Annotated in this window: 14 protein-coding genes; 8 read left to right on the forward strand and 6 right to left on the reverse strand. The window is 74.7% G+C overall.

Annotated elements, in window-relative coordinates:
* Nucleotides 1-1,650: an FAD-dependent oxidoreductase gene (locus ACH01S_RS04825; RefSeq protein ID WP_067885782.1), complete on the forward strand. Its 1,650-nt coding sequence runs from the start codon at nucleotides 1-3 to the stop codon at nucleotides 1,648-1,650.
* Nucleotides 1,651-1,660: 10 nt separating this feature from the next.
* Nucleotides 1,661-3,097, forward strand: a complete 1,437-nt coding sequence (locus ACH01S_RS04830) for an ATP-binding protein (RefSeq protein ID WP_067885783.1) — start codon at nucleotides 1,661-1,663, stop codon at nucleotides 3,095-3,097.
* Here ACH01S_RS04830 and ACH01S_RS04835 read toward each other — a convergent pair.
* A complete protein-coding gene (locus tag ACH01S_RS04835; protein WP_067885785.1) occupies nucleotides 3,091-3,498 on the reverse strand; it encodes a VOC family protein in 408 nt (135 codons plus the stop codon). The two genes, ACH01S_RS04830 and ACH01S_RS04835, sit on opposite strands and share 7 nt — an antisense overlap.
* Nucleotides 3,499-3,554: 56 nt before the next feature.
* Here ACH01S_RS04835 and ACH01S_RS04840 point away from each other — a divergent pair, with 56 nt between their 5' ends.
* Complete coding sequence (locus ACH01S_RS04840) at nucleotides 3,555-4,022, forward strand: MarR family winged helix-turn-helix transcriptional regulator (RefSeq protein WP_067885787.1); 468 nt, start codon at nucleotides 3,555-3,557, stop codon at nucleotides 4,020-4,022.
* 12 nt (nucleotides 4,023-4,034) lie between these two features.
* Here the strand turns inward: ACH01S_RS04840 and ACH01S_RS04845 are convergent, their stop codons facing one another.
* Nucleotides 4,035-4,829, reverse strand: a complete 795-nt coding sequence (locus tag ACH01S_RS04845; protein ID WP_067885789.1) for a class II aldolase/adducin family protein — start codon at nucleotides 4,827-4,829, stop codon at nucleotides 4,035-4,037.
* Between the two features lie 126 nt (nucleotides 4,830-4,955).
* On the opposite strand from ACH01S_RS04845, the gene ACH01S_RS04850 reads away from it, so the two are divergent.
* From ACH01S_RS04850 to ACH01S_RS04860, 3 genes are read left to right on the forward strand one after another with little or no spacing between them, the layout of a single operon-like run.
* On the forward strand, nucleotides 4,956-6,107 hold the full coding sequence (locus tag ACH01S_RS04850; protein WP_067885791.1) for a helix-turn-helix domain-containing protein: 1,152 nt from the start codon (nucleotides 4,956-4,958) through the stop codon (nucleotides 6,105-6,107).
* 58 nt (nucleotides 6,108-6,165) lie between these two features.
* Nucleotides 6,166-7,062, forward strand: coding sequence for an LLM class flavin-dependent oxidoreductase (locus ACH01S_RS04855; protein ID WP_218010141.1), 897 nt, complete (start codon nucleotides 6,166-6,168; stop codon nucleotides 7,060-7,062).
* Nucleotides 7,062-7,391, forward strand: a complete 330-nt coding sequence (locus tag ACH01S_RS04860) for a DMT family transporter (RefSeq protein ID WP_067885796.1) — start codon at nucleotides 7,062-7,064, stop codon at nucleotides 7,389-7,391. Before ACH01S_RS04855 ends, ACH01S_RS04860 begins: the two co-directional genes overlap by 1 nt.
* Nucleotides 7,392-7,403: 12 nt before the next feature.
* On the opposite strand, the gene ACH01S_RS04865 is transcribed toward ACH01S_RS04860, so the two are convergent.
* Nucleotides 7,404-8,258 carry a helix-turn-helix domain-containing protein gene (locus ACH01S_RS04865; RefSeq protein WP_083980330.1) on the reverse strand — a complete coding sequence of 285 codons (855 nt, stop codon included), beginning with the start codon at nucleotides 8,256-8,258 and terminating at the stop codon, nucleotides 7,404-7,406.
* Between the two features lie 48 nt (nucleotides 8,259-8,306).
* On the reverse strand, nucleotides 8,307-9,056 hold the full coding sequence (locus ACH01S_RS04870; protein WP_067885808.1) for a hypothetical protein: 750 nt from the start codon (nucleotides 9,054-9,056) through the stop codon (nucleotides 8,307-8,309).
* Nucleotides 9,057-9,245: 189 nt separating this feature from the next.
* Between ACH01S_RS04870 and ACH01S_RS04875 the strand changes: the two genes are divergently transcribed.
* On the forward strand, nucleotides 9,246-10,679 hold the full coding sequence (locus tag ACH01S_RS04875; protein ID WP_067885814.1) for an alpha/beta fold hydrolase: 1,434 nt from the start codon (nucleotides 9,246-9,248) through the stop codon (nucleotides 10,677-10,679).
* A gap of 12 nt (nucleotides 10,680-10,691) precedes the next feature.
* On the opposite strand, the gene ACH01S_RS04880 is transcribed toward ACH01S_RS04875, so the two are convergent.
* On the reverse strand, nucleotides 10,692-12,773 hold the full coding sequence (locus ACH01S_RS04880) for a DUF6077 domain-containing protein (protein WP_148344681.1): 2,082 nt from the start codon (nucleotides 12,771-12,773) through the stop codon (nucleotides 10,692-10,694).
* Nucleotides 12,774-13,113: 340 nt separating this feature from the next.
* On the opposite strand from ACH01S_RS04880, the gene ACH01S_RS04885 reads away from it, so the two are divergent.
* Nucleotides 13,114-13,584 (forward strand): hypothetical protein, encoded by a 471-nt coding sequence (locus tag ACH01S_RS04885; RefSeq protein ID WP_067885816.1) that lies wholly within the window; start codon nucleotides 13,114-13,116, stop codon nucleotides 13,582-13,584.
* 22 nt (nucleotides 13,585-13,606) lie between these two features.
* Here ACH01S_RS04885 and ACH01S_RS04890 read toward each other — a convergent pair whose 3' ends face one another.
* The gene (locus ACH01S_RS04890) at nucleotides 13,607-14,671 is read right to left on the reverse strand and encodes an ABC transporter substrate-binding protein (RefSeq protein ID WP_067885817.1); all 1,065 of its coding nucleotides are present in this window, start codon (nucleotides 14,669-14,671) and stop codon (nucleotides 13,607-13,609) included.
* Nucleotides 14,672-14,695 lie beyond the last annotated feature (24 nt).

Here is a 14,695-nt window from a genome sequence, read left to right on the forward strand (position 1 = left end):
GTGCCGAAGCCAGTGCTGCTGACCGTCGACGACGACCCGGGCGTGTCCCGGGCCGTGGCGCGGGACCTGCGCCGCCGGTACGCCGAGTCGTACCGCGTGGTGCGCGCCGAGTCCGGCCCCCAGGCCCTGGACGCGCTGCGCGAGCTGCGGCTGCGCGGCGAGGACACCGCCGTCATGGTCGCCGACCACCGGATGCCCGAGATGACCGGCGTGGAGTTCCTCGAACGGGCGATGGACCTGTTCCCGTACGCGCGGCGCGTCCTGCTCACCGCCTACGCCGACACCGACGCCGCGATCCGCGCGATCAACGACGTCGACCTCGACCACTACCTGCTGAAGCCGTGGGACCCGCCGGAGGAGAAGTTCTACCCGGTGATCGACGAGCAGCTCGACGCGTGGGCGCGCACCGACCGGCACCGGCAGGGGGAGGCGCTGCGGGTCGTCGGGCACCGCTGGTCGGCGCGCTGCTACGAGGTCCGCGACTTCCTCGCCCGCCACCAGGTCCCCTACACCTGGCTGATGGACGACGACCCCGAGGGCGCCGAGCTGATCGAGGCGGCCGGGCGGCCTGAGCTGCCGCTGATCGTCCGGTCCGACGGGACGGCGCTGTCCGCGCCGTCCGACGCGGCGCTGGCGTCCGCGATCGGGCTGCCGAGCACGCCGTCCACCGGGTTCTACGACCTGATCGTCGTGGGCGGCGGGCCGTCCGGGCTGGGCGCGGCCGTGTACGGGGCGTCCGAGGGGCTGCGGACGGTCGTCGTGGAGCGCCGCGCCCTCGGCGGCCAGGCGGGGCAGAGCTCCCGCATCGAGAACTACCTCGGCTTCCCGGACGGCGTGTCCGGCGCGCAGCTCGCCGACCGGGCCCGCCGCCAGGCCGACCGGTTCGGCGCCGAGCTGCTCCAGGCCGGGGAGGTCACGGCGCTGGAGGCGCGCGGCACCGCCCGCGTCGCCCGGCTGTCGGACGGCACGGAGATCGCCGCGCACGCCGTCATCCTCGCCACCGGCGTGTCCTACCGGCGCCTCAACGCCGAGGGCGTGGACGACTTCGTCGGCCGCGGCGTCTTCTACGGCGCGGCGCTGACCGAGGCCCCGTCCTGCGCGGACGAGGAGGTCGCGGTCGTCGGCGGCGCGAACTCGGCGGGGCAGGCGGCCGTCCACCTCGCCAGGTACGCGAAGACGGTGCACCTGATCGTCCGGGCGGACGGCCTGGAGCGGTCGATGTCGCACTACCTGATCGAGCAGATCGCCGCGACGCCCAACATCGAGGTCCACACCGGCAAGACCGTGTGCGCGGCCGAGGGCGCCGACCGGCTGGAGCGGCTCACGTTCGCGTGGGCGGGCGGCAAGAAGACGATCGACGCGCACTGGCTGTTCGTGTTCATCGGCGCGGAGCCCGGCACCGGCTGGCTGGACGGCCTCGTCGAGCGGGACGCGCTCGGCTACGTGGTGACGGGCCCGGACCTCGTCGCCGGGGGCCGCCGCCCGGCGGGCTGGCCGCTCGCCCGCCAGCCGTACCACCTGGAGACGAGCGTCCCCGGCGTGTTCGCGGCGGGCGACGTCCGGTCGCAGTCGATGAAGCGCGTCGCGTCCGCCGTGGGCGACGGCGCGATGGCGGTGGCCCTGGTGCACCGCTATCTGGAGCAGGCATGAGGGGGCGGGTATGAGCACGGCGACACCCGAGGAGCTGCGCGGGCTCTTCCTGTTCGAGGATCTCGACGACGAGAAGCTCGGCTGGCTGTCGGCCTGCGGGACGGTCGAGACCGTCCCGGCGGACGGCGTGATCTGCGAGCAGGCCGAACCGGCCGAGTTCCTGTACGTGCTGCTGGACGGCGAGATGGCGATGTCGCAGAACGTCCGGGGCCACATCGTGGAGGTGACGCGGACGGCGCGTCCCGGCACCTACGGCGGGGCCGTCCAGGCCTACCTCGGCGACCAGATCGAGCAGCGGTACCAGCACACGCTGCGCGCGGTGCGCGACTGCCGGATGTTCGTGCTGCCCGCCCGCAAGTTCGGCAAGGCCGTCCGCAAGTGGTTCCCGATGGCGACGCACCTGCTCGCCGGGATCTTCTTCGGCATGACGAACCTGCGCCGCGCCGTCGACCAGCGGGAGCGGCTGACCGCGCTCGGCACGATCACCGCCGGGCTGACGCACGAGCTGAACAACCCGGCGGCGGCCGCGGCGCGGGCGAGCGCCGAGCTGGGGGAGCGCCTGGAGGGCGCGCAGCGCAGCCTCGCCGACCTCGCCGCGCGGGGCGTCGACTGCACGGGGCTGAGCGCGCTCGTCTCGATGCGCCCGCGGCCCGCCCCGCCGGGGGCGCGGCGGAGCCCGCTGGAGGTCAGCGACGCCGAGGACGAGCTGGGCGACTGGCTGGAGGAGCACGGCGTCCCGGACGCCTGGGACCTCGCCCCCGGCCTGGTCGCGGCGGGCATCGGCCCCGGGGAGGCGGCGGAGGTCGCCCGGATCGCCGACGGCCACCTGCCCGCGGCGATCCGCTGGCTGGCGGAGGTCATGGAGGTCGCCCAGCTCCAGGCGGAGATCTCCGAGGCGACGGGCCGCATCACCGCCCTGCTCGACTCGGCCCGCCAGTACTCCCAGCTCGACCGGGCCCCGTACGTGCGCGCCGACCTGCGCGAGCTGCTCGACAGCACGCTCACCATGCTGAAGCGCAAGATCGGCCCGGACGTGACGGTGAAGACCGACTACGACCCGGCGCTGCCGGAGGTCCCGGTCTACGCGGCCGAGCTGAACCAGGTCTGGACGAACCTGATCGTCAACGCCCTGTACGCGATGCAGGGCTCCGGCACGCTCACGATCCGCACCGGCCGCGAGAACGACCACGCGCTCGTGGAGATCGGCGACACCGGCGTGGGCATCCCCGAGGACGACCTCGACCGGATCTTCACGCCGTTCTTCACCACGAAGCCGGTCGGGCAGGGGACGGGCCTCGGCCTCGACATCTCCTGGCGCATCGTCGCCGACCGGCACGGCGGCGACATCCGCGTCGAGTCGCTGCCGGGCGACACCCGCTTCACGGTCCTGCTGCCGCTCACCGAGTCCGCCGCCCCCGAACGGGCGGACTCGGCGGACGGTCAGTAGGACTGGAGCTCCAGCAGGTTCCCGGCCGGGTCGCGCAGGTGCGCGGTGCGCAGCCCCGGCCCCCACTCGGGCCGGTCCCGCGCGCCGGCGACCGGTGTGGCGCCGAGCCCGGCGAGGGTCTTCGCGGCGGCGCCGACGTCGTCCACGCGGAACACGAGCATGGCCGCGTCCCGTCCCGCTGAGTCTCGCTGCGCCGGGTCCGCCGAGCCCACCGCCTCCGCGATCCGCGCGCGGCCCATCACGACGAGGGCTCCTTCGCCGCCGAGGTCCCAATTGGCGTACTCGGCGGCGGGCAGCAGCTTGACCGGCTCGATCCCGAGCAGCTCGCGCAGCGCCGCCGCGTAGAAGCGGGCGGCGGGCTCGAAGTCGTCCACCAGCAGGCGCGGGTACAGCGCGTCCATGCGTCCCCCAAATCGTGGGTGTTACCCAATGATGGGTGGAACCCTACAATATCCGGATGGACGAGACCGCGGGACCGCTGCCGCCACGGCTGCTCGGCGTCACCACGTTCGCGCTGGCCCAGGTCGCGCGCGCGGGCCGGACGGCGATGGGCCGCATGATGGACGAGCACGGGCTCGGCCTCTGGCACTTCGCCGTCCTCGCCTCGCTGGACGACGCGGCCCCCGCCTCGCAGCGGGAGCTCGGCAGGCGGCTGCGCATCGACCCGAGCGACCTGGTCGAGGTCGTCGGGCGGCTGGCGGACGCGGGGCTCGTCCGGCGCGAGCGCGACCCGTCCGACCGCCGCCGCTACGTCGTGGAGCTGACCGCGGAGGGCCGCGCCGAGCTGGACGAGGTGACCCGCCGCGCCGCCGCGCTCGACGACCGCCTCCTCGCACCCCTGGGCGCGGACGACCGGGCGGCGTTCGAGCGGATCGTCCGCGTGCTGCTCGTCCACCACGACCCGCGGGCGCGTCCCCGGGGCTAGGCGGGACGCGGGCTACTCGAACAGGTCGGGCTGCTCGCGGGTGATCTGGTCGTAGAGGGGCTGGTAGTTGATCCAGCCGACCAGGTCGTTGCCGATCTGCTCGTGCGTCAGGACGGCGTTGTCGTGCTCGATCGGGACGACCGGCCCCGCCGCCTGCGCGAGGAGCTGCACCTGGCACGACCGCTCCATCGTGATGAACCACCAGGCCGCGGCGTCGACCGTGTCGCCGACGGTGAGCAGGCCGTGGTTGCGCAGGATGACCGCCTTGTGGCCGGCGAGGGCGGCGGCGATGCGCTTGCCCTCCTCCAGGTCGGTGACGACGCCGGTGTAGTCGTCGAAGAGGCCGTGGTCCTGGTAGAACGCGCAGACGTCCTGCGTGATCGGCTCCAGCTTCCGGCCGAGCGCGGACATCGCCCGCCCGTAGGTGGAGTGGCTGTGCGCGGCGGCGACGACGTCCGGCCGCGCCTGGTGGATCCGCGAGTGGATCGCGAACGCGGCCTCGTTGACCGGGTAGCGCCCCTCGACGACCTTGCCCTCGTGGTTCACGAGGATCAGGTCGCTGACCCTGACGTGCTTGAACGACATGCCGAACGGGTTGACCCAGAAGTGGTCCGTGCGCTCGGGGTCGCGGGCGGTGATGTGCCCGGCGACGCCCTCCTCGAAGCCGAACCTGCCGAACAGGCGCAGCGCGGCGGCGAGGCGCTCCTTGCGGTGCCTGCGCTCGTCCGCGACGTCGTCGAACGACGGCGGCAGCCGGAAGACCAGGTCGGTCGGCAGCTTCTCCAGGAACTCGTCGTCATCGGGCATGGCGTACTCCTCGGCTCGTCTACCGTCCACGGAACACCATGCCGGCGCGCGGCGGCTAGACCGGGGTCATCCAAGTCTCCCGCACCCGGTTGTCCAGGACGGACAATCCGGGCGCACAATGGGGTGATGGAGCAGGCCACCGGCGACCCGTTCCTGCGGTTGCTGATCGAGAACGGCACCGACACGGTGCTGCTGGAGTCGGCCGTCCGCGCCGCCCGCGGCCGGTCGGAGCTGGTCGCCGCGCTGCCCGAGGAGGAGACGAGGCGGCACACCCGCGCGCTGGTCCAGGGCGTGCTCGCCGCGCTGGCGGGCGGCGGGCCCGGCCCGGACGCCCTCGCCGCGGCCGAGCGGCTCGGCTCGGACCGGGCCAGGCAGGGCGTCCCGGTCGCCGCGTTCCTGGACGGCTTCCAGGCGGGCCGCGCCCACCTCGTCCAGGCGATCGTCGCCGCGGGGCGCCGCGCGGGCGTCCCGGACGGCGTCCTCCTCGACGGCGTCACCCGGGTCGACGAGATCACCACGGCGCTCGTCCACCGGATGGTGCACGCGCACCGGGTCGCGGAGCTGGAGATGGCCCGGACCGTCCGGGAGGGGCGCGTGCAGATGCTCCGGCAGCTCCTGCACGGCGAGGACGTCCCGGTGCGCGCGCCGCTGGACGCGTCGGCCGCGTACCGGTGCGTGGTGTCCGACGTCAGCGACCCGGCGGTGGCGGCGCGGCTGGAGGCGGAGCTCACCGCGGCGGGCCCCGCGCTGGGCGGGCTGGTCGACGGGCGGTTCGCGGCCCTGGCCGCCCGCGTCCCCGGCGCGATCGGCGGGGACGGGGCGCTGCTCGTCGCCGCGCCGCCCGCCCGTCCCGCCGGGGTCGCGCCCCTGTACGGGCTGGCGCGGCGCGCGCTCCGGGCGGGCGCCGCCGCCGGGCTCACCGGCCCGCGCGACCTCACCGGCCTCGCGCTGCTCACCGTCACCGAGGCCGAGCCGGAGCTCGGCGGCCTGCTCGCCGAAGCGCTGCTCGCGGGCCTCGACCCGGACGACCCGTTCCACGTCGAGCTGGCCGCGACCGGGCTCGCCTACCTCGACCACGGCGGCCGGGTCGAGGCGACGGCGGCGGCGCTGCACGTCCACGGGAACACGGTCAAGTACCGGATCGGGCGGCTGCGGGAGCTGACCGGCCGGCCGCTGCCCGGCCCGGCGGGCGGGGCGGCCGTGTCGGAGGCCGCGACGCTGTGGTGGGCCCTGCGCCGGTGGCTGGGCCGGGGCCGCGCCATGATCTATTGGCCGTGATCCAGCGGCCATGGGGCGTCCCGTCCGGGGCGTCCGCGAGCGAAGCGAAGGGGGACCGGTGACCGCACCGCGCATCGGCGCCGTGATTTGGCCCATGCAGTCCTGGCCGGAGGCGGGGGAGACGTGGCGGCGAGCCGAGGAGCTCGGCTTCCGGCACGCCTGGGTCTACGACCACATCGCCTGGCGGGGCACGACGCCCTGGTACGACGCGTACACGACGCTCGCCGCGGCGGCGGCGGTCACCTCCCGGATCCGCCTCGGGACGCTCGTGACCTCGCCTAACTTCCGGCATCCCGTGCCGACGGCGCACGCGGTGAAGACGATCGACCACGTCTCCGGCGGGCGGCTGGACCTCGGGATCGGCGCGGGCGGCACGCGGCGCGCGTCCGACGCCGGGATCCTCGGCGGGGACGAGTGGACCCCGCGCGAGCGCGCCGACCGCTTCGCCGACTGGGTCGGGCTGCTCGACCGGCTGCTGCGGCAGCCGGAGACGACGTTCGAGGGGACGCACTACACGGCGCGGGAGGTCGTCCAGGAGCCGGGGTGCGTGCAGCGTCCGCGCGTCCCGTTCGTGATCGCCGGGGACGGCCCGCGCGGCATGCGGCTCGCCGCCCGGCACGGCGCGGGCTGGGTGACCAGCCCGCACGGCGACGGCCGGGAGGCGTGGGACACCGTCCGCGCCCGGATGGCGGCCTTCGACGCCGCGTGCGCCGAGGAGGGCCGCGAGGTGGCCGAGCGCGTCCTGCTGACCGGGTTCAGCGGGGAGCCGTGGCTCGACTCGACCGCCGCGTTCGACGACCTCGCCGGGCGCTACGCCGAGCTCGGCGTCACCGAGATCGTGCTGCACTGGCCGCGTCCCGGCTCCGCGTTCGACGCCGACATGAAGGTGTTCGAGGCGGTCGCCGCCGAGCACGGTGAGCACGGTGAGCACGGCCCGCGCGGCGGGGGCCGCTGATGCCGTTCGTGCTGCTCGCCTTCGCGATCGCGTTCGAGGTCACCGCCACGCTCGCGATGCGCGGCTCGGACGGGTTCACCAGGCTGGGGCCGTCGCTGATCGTCGTGGCCGGGTACCTGATCTCGTTCGTGTTCATGGCGAAGGCGCTGACGTCGCTGAACGTCGGCCCGGTGTACGCGATCTGGTCCGCGCTCGGGACGATCGGCGCGTTCGTCGGCGGCGTCCTGCTCTACGACGAGCAGGTGAAGCCGCTGACGATCATCGGCGCGGTGATCATCGTGGTCGGCGTGATCGTGATGAACCTCGGCGGCGGCGTCCACCAGGGGTGACCGCCCCCGGGTTCACGGGAGGGGCTCGTCGAGGGTCGTGGTGCGCTGCTGCTCCAGCTGCCCGCCGATCAGCTCGGACGGCGTGCACCCCGACAGCGCGCGGAACTCGCGGTTGAGGTGCGCCTGGTCGTAGTAGCCGCAGGCGGCCGCGGCCTCGGCGAACCCGGCGCCGCCGGCGATCCGGCCGACCGCGCGCTGGAACCGCAGGACCCGCGCCATCACCTTCGGCGGCAGCCCGGCCTGCTCCCGGAACCGGTCGGTCAGGTGCCTCCGGCTCCAGCCGACGTCGGCCGCGATTCGGGCGACCGGCACCGCCGGGTCGGCGTCCAGCATCCGCCACGCCCGGCCGACCTCCGGGTCGGGGACGGGGCCGACCTCCAGGCGGCGGAGCAGGAACTCGTCGAGCAGGTCGAACCGGGCGCCCCAGGACGGCGCGTCCGCGAGCCGCTCCACCAGCGTGGTCGCGGCGCGTCCGAGCAGGTCGGGCAGCTCGACCGCCGCGTTGGTCAGCCGCGCCATCGGCAGGCCGAGCAGGGTGTAGGCGCCGAGCGGCGTCACGTCGAGCTGGATGCCGCGCTGCCCGCCGGGGCTGAGGTACATGCCGTGCCCGTCGTGCATCCCGGCGACGAACGAGGTGTACGCGCGGTCGCGGACGCCGGGGTCGGGCACCGCCAGGTACAGCGGCGGCCCCAGGTTGATGATCATCACGGTGGTGCGGGTGGGCAGGGTGCGCATCCGCGTCGGGACGACCTCGGTCTCCCGGTAGCCGTCGTAGGAGCGCAGGAACGGGCGCAGCGCCGGATGCGGGCGGCCGCGCGCGAGCAGCCACCCTCCCCGGTCGCTGACCTCGACCTTCCTGTCGCTCACACGCCCAGTCCTACCACGCGGGCAGGACGTTCCGGCGCCGCGCGGGGGCTACTCGTAGACCTGGCCGCACACGGCGATGCGGGAGAGGTCGTCCCAGGTCATGCTGGTGATCGTGCGCACGTAGGAGCGGGCGGGCGGCTCGCCGGGCCCGGTCGGCAGCGGGACGCGGGCGCCGTCGGCCGCGTCCCAGCCGCCGAGGCTGCCCGCGACCGCGCACTCCAGGTACGTCGCCGGGTCGAAGTTGTACCAGCGGGCCGGGGTGGCGCGGGCGCCGGAGCCGGGCGGGCGCGGGGCGTCCACGCCGAACCTGGCCTGCGGGCCGGGCGGGGCGGCGATGAAGTCCTCCAGGTCGGCGACCTGGGAGAGCACGACGCGCTCCCAGTCGGCGTAGCCGTCCGGCTCGTCGCCGGGGAGGGAGAGGTCCTTGACGCTCCACGCCGGGTCGAACTCGGCGGGCGGGGTCGTGGACGCGGCGGCGAACATGGCCGCGACGTCGTCCGGCTCCAGCTTCGGCCGGCCGCTCAGCGGGGCGCTGACCTTCCACAGCGACCGCAGGAACGCCGACAGCGACCACGACGCGGCCCGCGCCTCCTGCCCGAGCTGCAGGAACACGAGGTACAGGTCGCGGTTGGTGCGGACGGCGGGCCCCGGCGGCCCCTCCACCCAGTACGTCTGCTTGTGCCGGGGGCCGCTCTCCATGACGAGGACCTGGGCGAGCGCGGAGATCCGTGAATCGTGCGTGGACATGTGGAACTTGTTGCCGTTGTCGTCCTGGCGAATGACGTCCCAGGTCTGCATCCGGCTCCTCCACGGTCGGCAGTGCGGTCCACGGCCCCCCGCCCAGAAAGTGTCCCATTCCAAGGGCGGACCACCAGTAGTGGCCATGTCACTTTCCGGCCTCGAACTCGTGACCCTCTGTACAGGGTCTTTATGATCATCTCCCGCTCGCCGCCTTGACGCGAGCCCGCGCGGGGAGATGATCGCCTCATGCGATCACGTATCCCGGCGGCGCTGGCGCTCACCCTCGCGCTCGCCGCATCCGGCGGGGCCACGGCCGCCGCCGCGCCCCGGCCACCGGCGCAGACGTCCCGTCCAGGCTCGTCCGCCCCGGTGTTAGCCGATCCGCACGCGTGCCCGGGGCAGCCCGGGTTCACCTGCTCGTTCCTCACCGTCCCGCTCGACCACCGCCGTCCCGGCGGCGCGGACACCCTGCGCCTCCAGGTGGCGACGGCCGACAACGCGGACGCGCCGAAGGGCGTCCTGCTGTTCCTGACCGGCGGGCCCGGGCAGCCGGGCGTCCCGTTCATCGGCCGCATCTCCGGGCGGATGCCCGAGGTGGCGAAGCGGTACCGGTTCGTCATGATCGACCAGCGGGGGACGGGCGCGTCCGGCGCCATCGACTGCCCGAAGCTCCAGGCCCAGGTGGACGGCAGCGACATCAAGCCGCCCGCGCCGGACGCCGTGGCCGAGTGCGCCGGGATCCTCGGGAACCGGCGGCACTACTTCACCACCGAGCAGACCGTCGGCGACCTCGACCTGCTGCGAAAGGCGCTCGCCGTCAAGACGATGGCCGTCGACGGCGTCTCCTACGGCACCATGACCGGCGCCTCCTACGCGGCCCGGCACCCGCGGAACGTGAGCAGGCTCGTCCTCGACTCGGTCCTGCCGCACGTCGACCCGCAGCGCGACGACATGCTGTACCTGACCGGGCTGCGCGCCACCGCGCGGGTCCTGCGGGACGCCTGCGCCGCCGCGCCCGCGTGCGGCTTCGACCCGGCGGACGACCTCGCCTGGCTCGCCCGCCACCGCGCGGACGCCGTCCGCGTCTGGGACACGCTCGTCACCTACGAGTTCCTCGACCCGACCTACCGCGACCCGAACGCGCTGCCGGACGGGGCGGGCGACATCGTCTCGGCGGTCCACGAGGCGCGGCACGGGAACCCCGCCCGGCTCGACCGGCTGCTGCGGCTCCTCGACTCCTCCGGCGGCGACGTCGCCGAGTACAGCGCGGGCCTGCACATCGCCACGATCTGCGGCGACGGGCAGTTCCCGTGGGGGACGTCGCAGACGCGGCCGTCCGTGCGCGCCGCCGCGCTGGAGCGCGTCCGGAGGCATCTGCCCGCCCGCGCCACCTGGCCGTTCACCGCGGACACGGCGGTCGGCGGCGGGTTCATCCAGGGGTGCCTGCACTGGCCGTGGGCGCGGCACACCGCCGAGCCGCGGCACGCGGGACTGTCCATGCCGGTGCTGCTGCTGAACGGCGACCGCGACCTGTCCACGCCGCTCGAATGGGCTCGGGAGGAACTCGGCCGCGCGCCGCGCGGCCGGCTCGTCGTCGTGAAGGGCGCCGCGCACTCGATCCAGAACCGCGAACGCGGGACTGCCGGACGCGCGGCCGTCGCCAAGTTCCTCCTCGGGTGACCCCGCGCCCCGTCAGCCCTTCGGCTTCACCAGGCAGACCAGCCTGTCGAAGCGGCGCTCGTCCTGGAACCCGGCCTCGCGCAGCAGCGCGCGGCCCCGGTGGTCGCGGCGGTACGCGCACGCCACGTCCACGCCGGTGCGGTCGAGCGCCGCGCGGACCTCGGCCGCGTCCGGCTTCGGGCCCCACCGGCGCCGGACGGCCTCGGTCAGCAGCCGCCGGTCCTCGATGAACCGCGGCGGGACGGGCAGCATGCCGAGGTAGTGGTCGTTCGGGTCGACCGCGTGCGTGCGGGTGGTGAGCAGCGGCACCACCCGCATGTACGTGGACGGCATCAGCACGAGCCCGCCGTCGCCCGCGAGCGCGATCGCGCGCCGCGCGGGGCCGAGCGTCCCCTCCGGCACCTTCCAGGACGGCCGCGACTCCACCACGGAATGGCTCTCCTGCGACCACAGCGGCGTCCCGCCCACGATCAGCGCGGTCGCGAGCGCCGCCGCCGGGACGCCCGCCGCGAGGACGCGCGCGGACCCCGGCAGCCCGGCGGGCACGGCCGCGCCCGGCGGGCGCACCGACGCGAGCAGCCCGACCAGCGCGGGCGCGGGGACGAGCCACATCGTCCGCCACAGCACCTGCCCGGCGCCGGACGCGTCCGCCGCCGCCTCCAGCAGCCCGGGGACGATCAGCACCGACAGGCCCGCCGCCGTCCCGGCGCAGACCAGCGCGGGGACGCCGCGCCGCGCCGTCCAGGGCGACAGCCACAGCGCGCACCCGCCGAGCACGCCGAGCGTCGCCTCCAGCAGGACCCAGCGGTAGCTGGCGGGCGCGTCGTGGACGGCCCCGACGACGGTCGTCTCGCCGTGCAGGAACTTCACCGCCAGCCCGGACCCGACCGGGTACACCAGCGCGACGCACGCGGCGACGCCGGTCCGGACGCGCCCGGAGGCGACGAGCGGGACGGCCGCCGCGAGCACCACCAGCGGGGCGATGAACGCGGCCGACGAGGTCAGCCCGACCGCCGAGACCCCGGCGGCGGCGAGGAGCGCGAGGTCGCCGCGGGTCCGCCGCTCGGCCCACCGGGTCAGGTAGCAGAACGTCAGCGGGATCAGCGCCGACACGAGCACGGCCTTGCCCTGCCACATGCGCAGCAGGTGGAACGACCCGAGGGACGCGGCGCTCGTCCCGCTCCAGAGCAGGTAGACGGCGCCGACCGCGAAGCAGAGCGTGGCGCGGCGCGGCGCCCACGTCCGGACGAGCCGCCACAGCGCCCACACCGCGCCGAACGTCACGACGGGCAGCAGCACGTACCACACGAACGACGCGGCGGGGACGCCGAGCAGCCGCGCGAGCGCCCCGGCGAGCACCTCGATCGACGCGACCGGCGGTTCGCCCGCGATCTCGTCGGCCGTGCCGGGGGTGAAGATGACGTCCCGGAGCGGGATCTCGCCGGTCGCGGCGGCGGCCACCGAGCGGGAGACGAAGTAGGCGTCGTCGCCGTCGGTGTTCACGATGAACAGGGACGCGATGGCGAACCCGGCGCCGGTGAGCAGCGCGAGCGGCGTCCCCCACCGGGTCTCGCCGGGCTCCGGCTCGGCGGGCTCGGCGGGCTCCGGCCCGGCGGGGCCGCCCGCGTCGCCGGGGTCCGGCGGCCCGGGGCGGCGCAGGAGCAGGAACGCGGCCGACGCGGCGGCGCTGACGAGCCCGGTCGTCCACGCGCACCACCACGGGACGCCGGACGGGTGCAGGCCCGCGCACGTCCCCGCCGCGATCCCGGCCACCACGGCGACCGCCGCCAGCACGCGCGGGGGAGGGGTGAACCGGGAGCGCCACGCGCGGGGCCGGTCCGGCCACAGGACGGCGGCCCACCAGCCGCGCCGCGTCCCGTACACCGCCGCGACGGCGGCCGCGGCCACCGCCCACATCAGGAGCAGCACCGACGTGGACGGCCTGAACAGCAGGCCGAGGTGGTAGACGACGGTCCACGCCGCGAACAGCAGGACCGCGCCGTCGACGGCCCCGTCCACGAACCGCGTCGTCCGCGTCTCCCCGGCCCGGCCGGGCCCGCTCCTGCCCGTGGTGCGCTCCAGCAACTGGATCACCTGGTCCCCCTGCGCATGACTGTGCCCAGCGGTGTGGGAACACCGCGTCCATGGGCGCGCCGCCGACAACTCTGCCCGGCGGGGGTGACCGAGAGTGTTCGGACGGCGATTTGCCCTTATTGATCTTGTTATGTGTACGACGCCGGGACCCCGTCCCGCGTTGACATCTTCCCGCCACCTATGGAGTGGCGTAACGCGGCCCCTCGTTACCTGCGGACCGCCGATCGTTGGTGATCGCGACGGATTTGCTGCGGTTCGCCCGATGTGCATGTTCTGATTGAGGCGCCACGGAACACGCGCCCCCCGGGCGGCGGGCGCGCTCGATGGGATGTGATGCGCGGTGCGCCATGCGATCGGCTTCGTCCTCGGCGTCCTGCTGACCCCCGGGATCCTGTACGGCACGGCCTGGGGATACGTCCAGGCGGGGCAGTCCTTCGACGGCACCGGGCAGGAGATCACCGACCGCACCCGGATCTACGGGGCGTTCGCCCTGCTGGCCGCCGTCGGCCTGGTGATGGGCGTGATCATCGTCGCGCGCTGGGCGTCGCCGCTGGTGTCGCTCGTCCCGGCGCTGGCCCTGCTCGGCCTCACCGGCTGGTTCCTGATCGACCCCGGCGGCGCCCTCGACCTGCCGGGCAGGGTCCCGCCGTCCGGCGACATGGACTTCGGGCTCCGCATGCTGCTCGGCTCCGGCGTGTACGGGATGATGGGGCTCGCGCTGCTCATGCCGGCGTGGGCGCCCCGCCGCTGGGGCTCGGGCAGCGGCGAGGACGCCGCCGACATGGACTTCTACTCGGCGGCCGGCCGCTGACCGGCGGGCCGCCGGCGGCCGCCTACTTCGCCCCGCTCGCGAACCGCGTCGTGTAGGTCCGGGACAGGTCGATCTCGTCCTTCTTCTCGCCCACCTCGGGGGAGAACTGCGCCAGCACGTTCAGGACGTTCTCCGCCGCCTCCGGCTTCATCAGGCCGTCCCCGTTGAACATGCTGATCGAGTCGCCGACCGCCTTCTCGTACAGCTTCGGATCGCCGCCCGCGTAGTCCGCGGGCATCTTCGCCGCGATCTCGGCGGGCTTGTGCTGCTTGATCCAGCGCAGCGTCCGCACGAACGCGTTGGCGAGCTTCTGCACCGTCGCCGCGTGCGACTCGACGTAGGCGCAGTCCATGTAGAGGGAGCTGGACGGGTACAGCCCGCCGAGCGCCTTCCGCGTCCCCTCCTCGGTGCGCATCTCGACCAGGACCTTGGCCTTGCCGGTGCCGACCAGCTTCGCGATCGTCGGGTCGGTGGTCATCCCGGCGTCGATGCCGCCGTTGTCCATGGTGGAGATGAACGTCTGGCCCGCGCCCGCCTTGACCGTCGTGTAGTCGGACGTCTTCACCCCGTTCCGCACGGCGAGGGCCCGCGTCAGGAAGTCGGTGGACGACCCCGGGCTCGTGACGCCGAGCTTCTTGCCCTTGAACGCGGCGGGCGAGGTCAGCGAGCCCGCCTTCTTCGCGGAGACCATCTCGGCCTCGCCGGGGACGTCCGCCATCTGCACGACGCTCTGCACGCACTTGCCCTTGGTCTGCAGGTGGATGGCGTGGTCGTAGAACCCGACGACGCCCTGCACGTCGCCGGAGATGAGGACGTTCTCCGCCTGCGCCCCCGCGGGCTCGGTGAGCAGTTGGACGTCGAGCCCCTGCTCCTCGAAGTACCCGAGCCGCTCGGTGAGCTTGGCGGGCAGGTAGATGACCTTGTCGATGCCGCCGACCATGATCTTGACGCGGTCGGACGTCCCGCCGACGCCGCCGCCGGACCGGGAGTCCCGGCAGGACGCGAGCGGCAGCGCGAGGGCGGTGACGGCGGCGAGCGCGGCGGCGCCCGCCCGGACGGACGTTCTCGGCGTGGCTGTACCGGGCATGGGGGTGCTCCTTGGGTGACGGGG

The sequence above is a fragment of the Actinomadura chibensis NBRC 106107 genome, from assembly GCF_001552135.1.
Lineage (GTDB): Bacteria > Actinomycetota > Actinomycetes > Streptosporangiales > Streptosporangiaceae > Spirillospora > Spirillospora chibensis.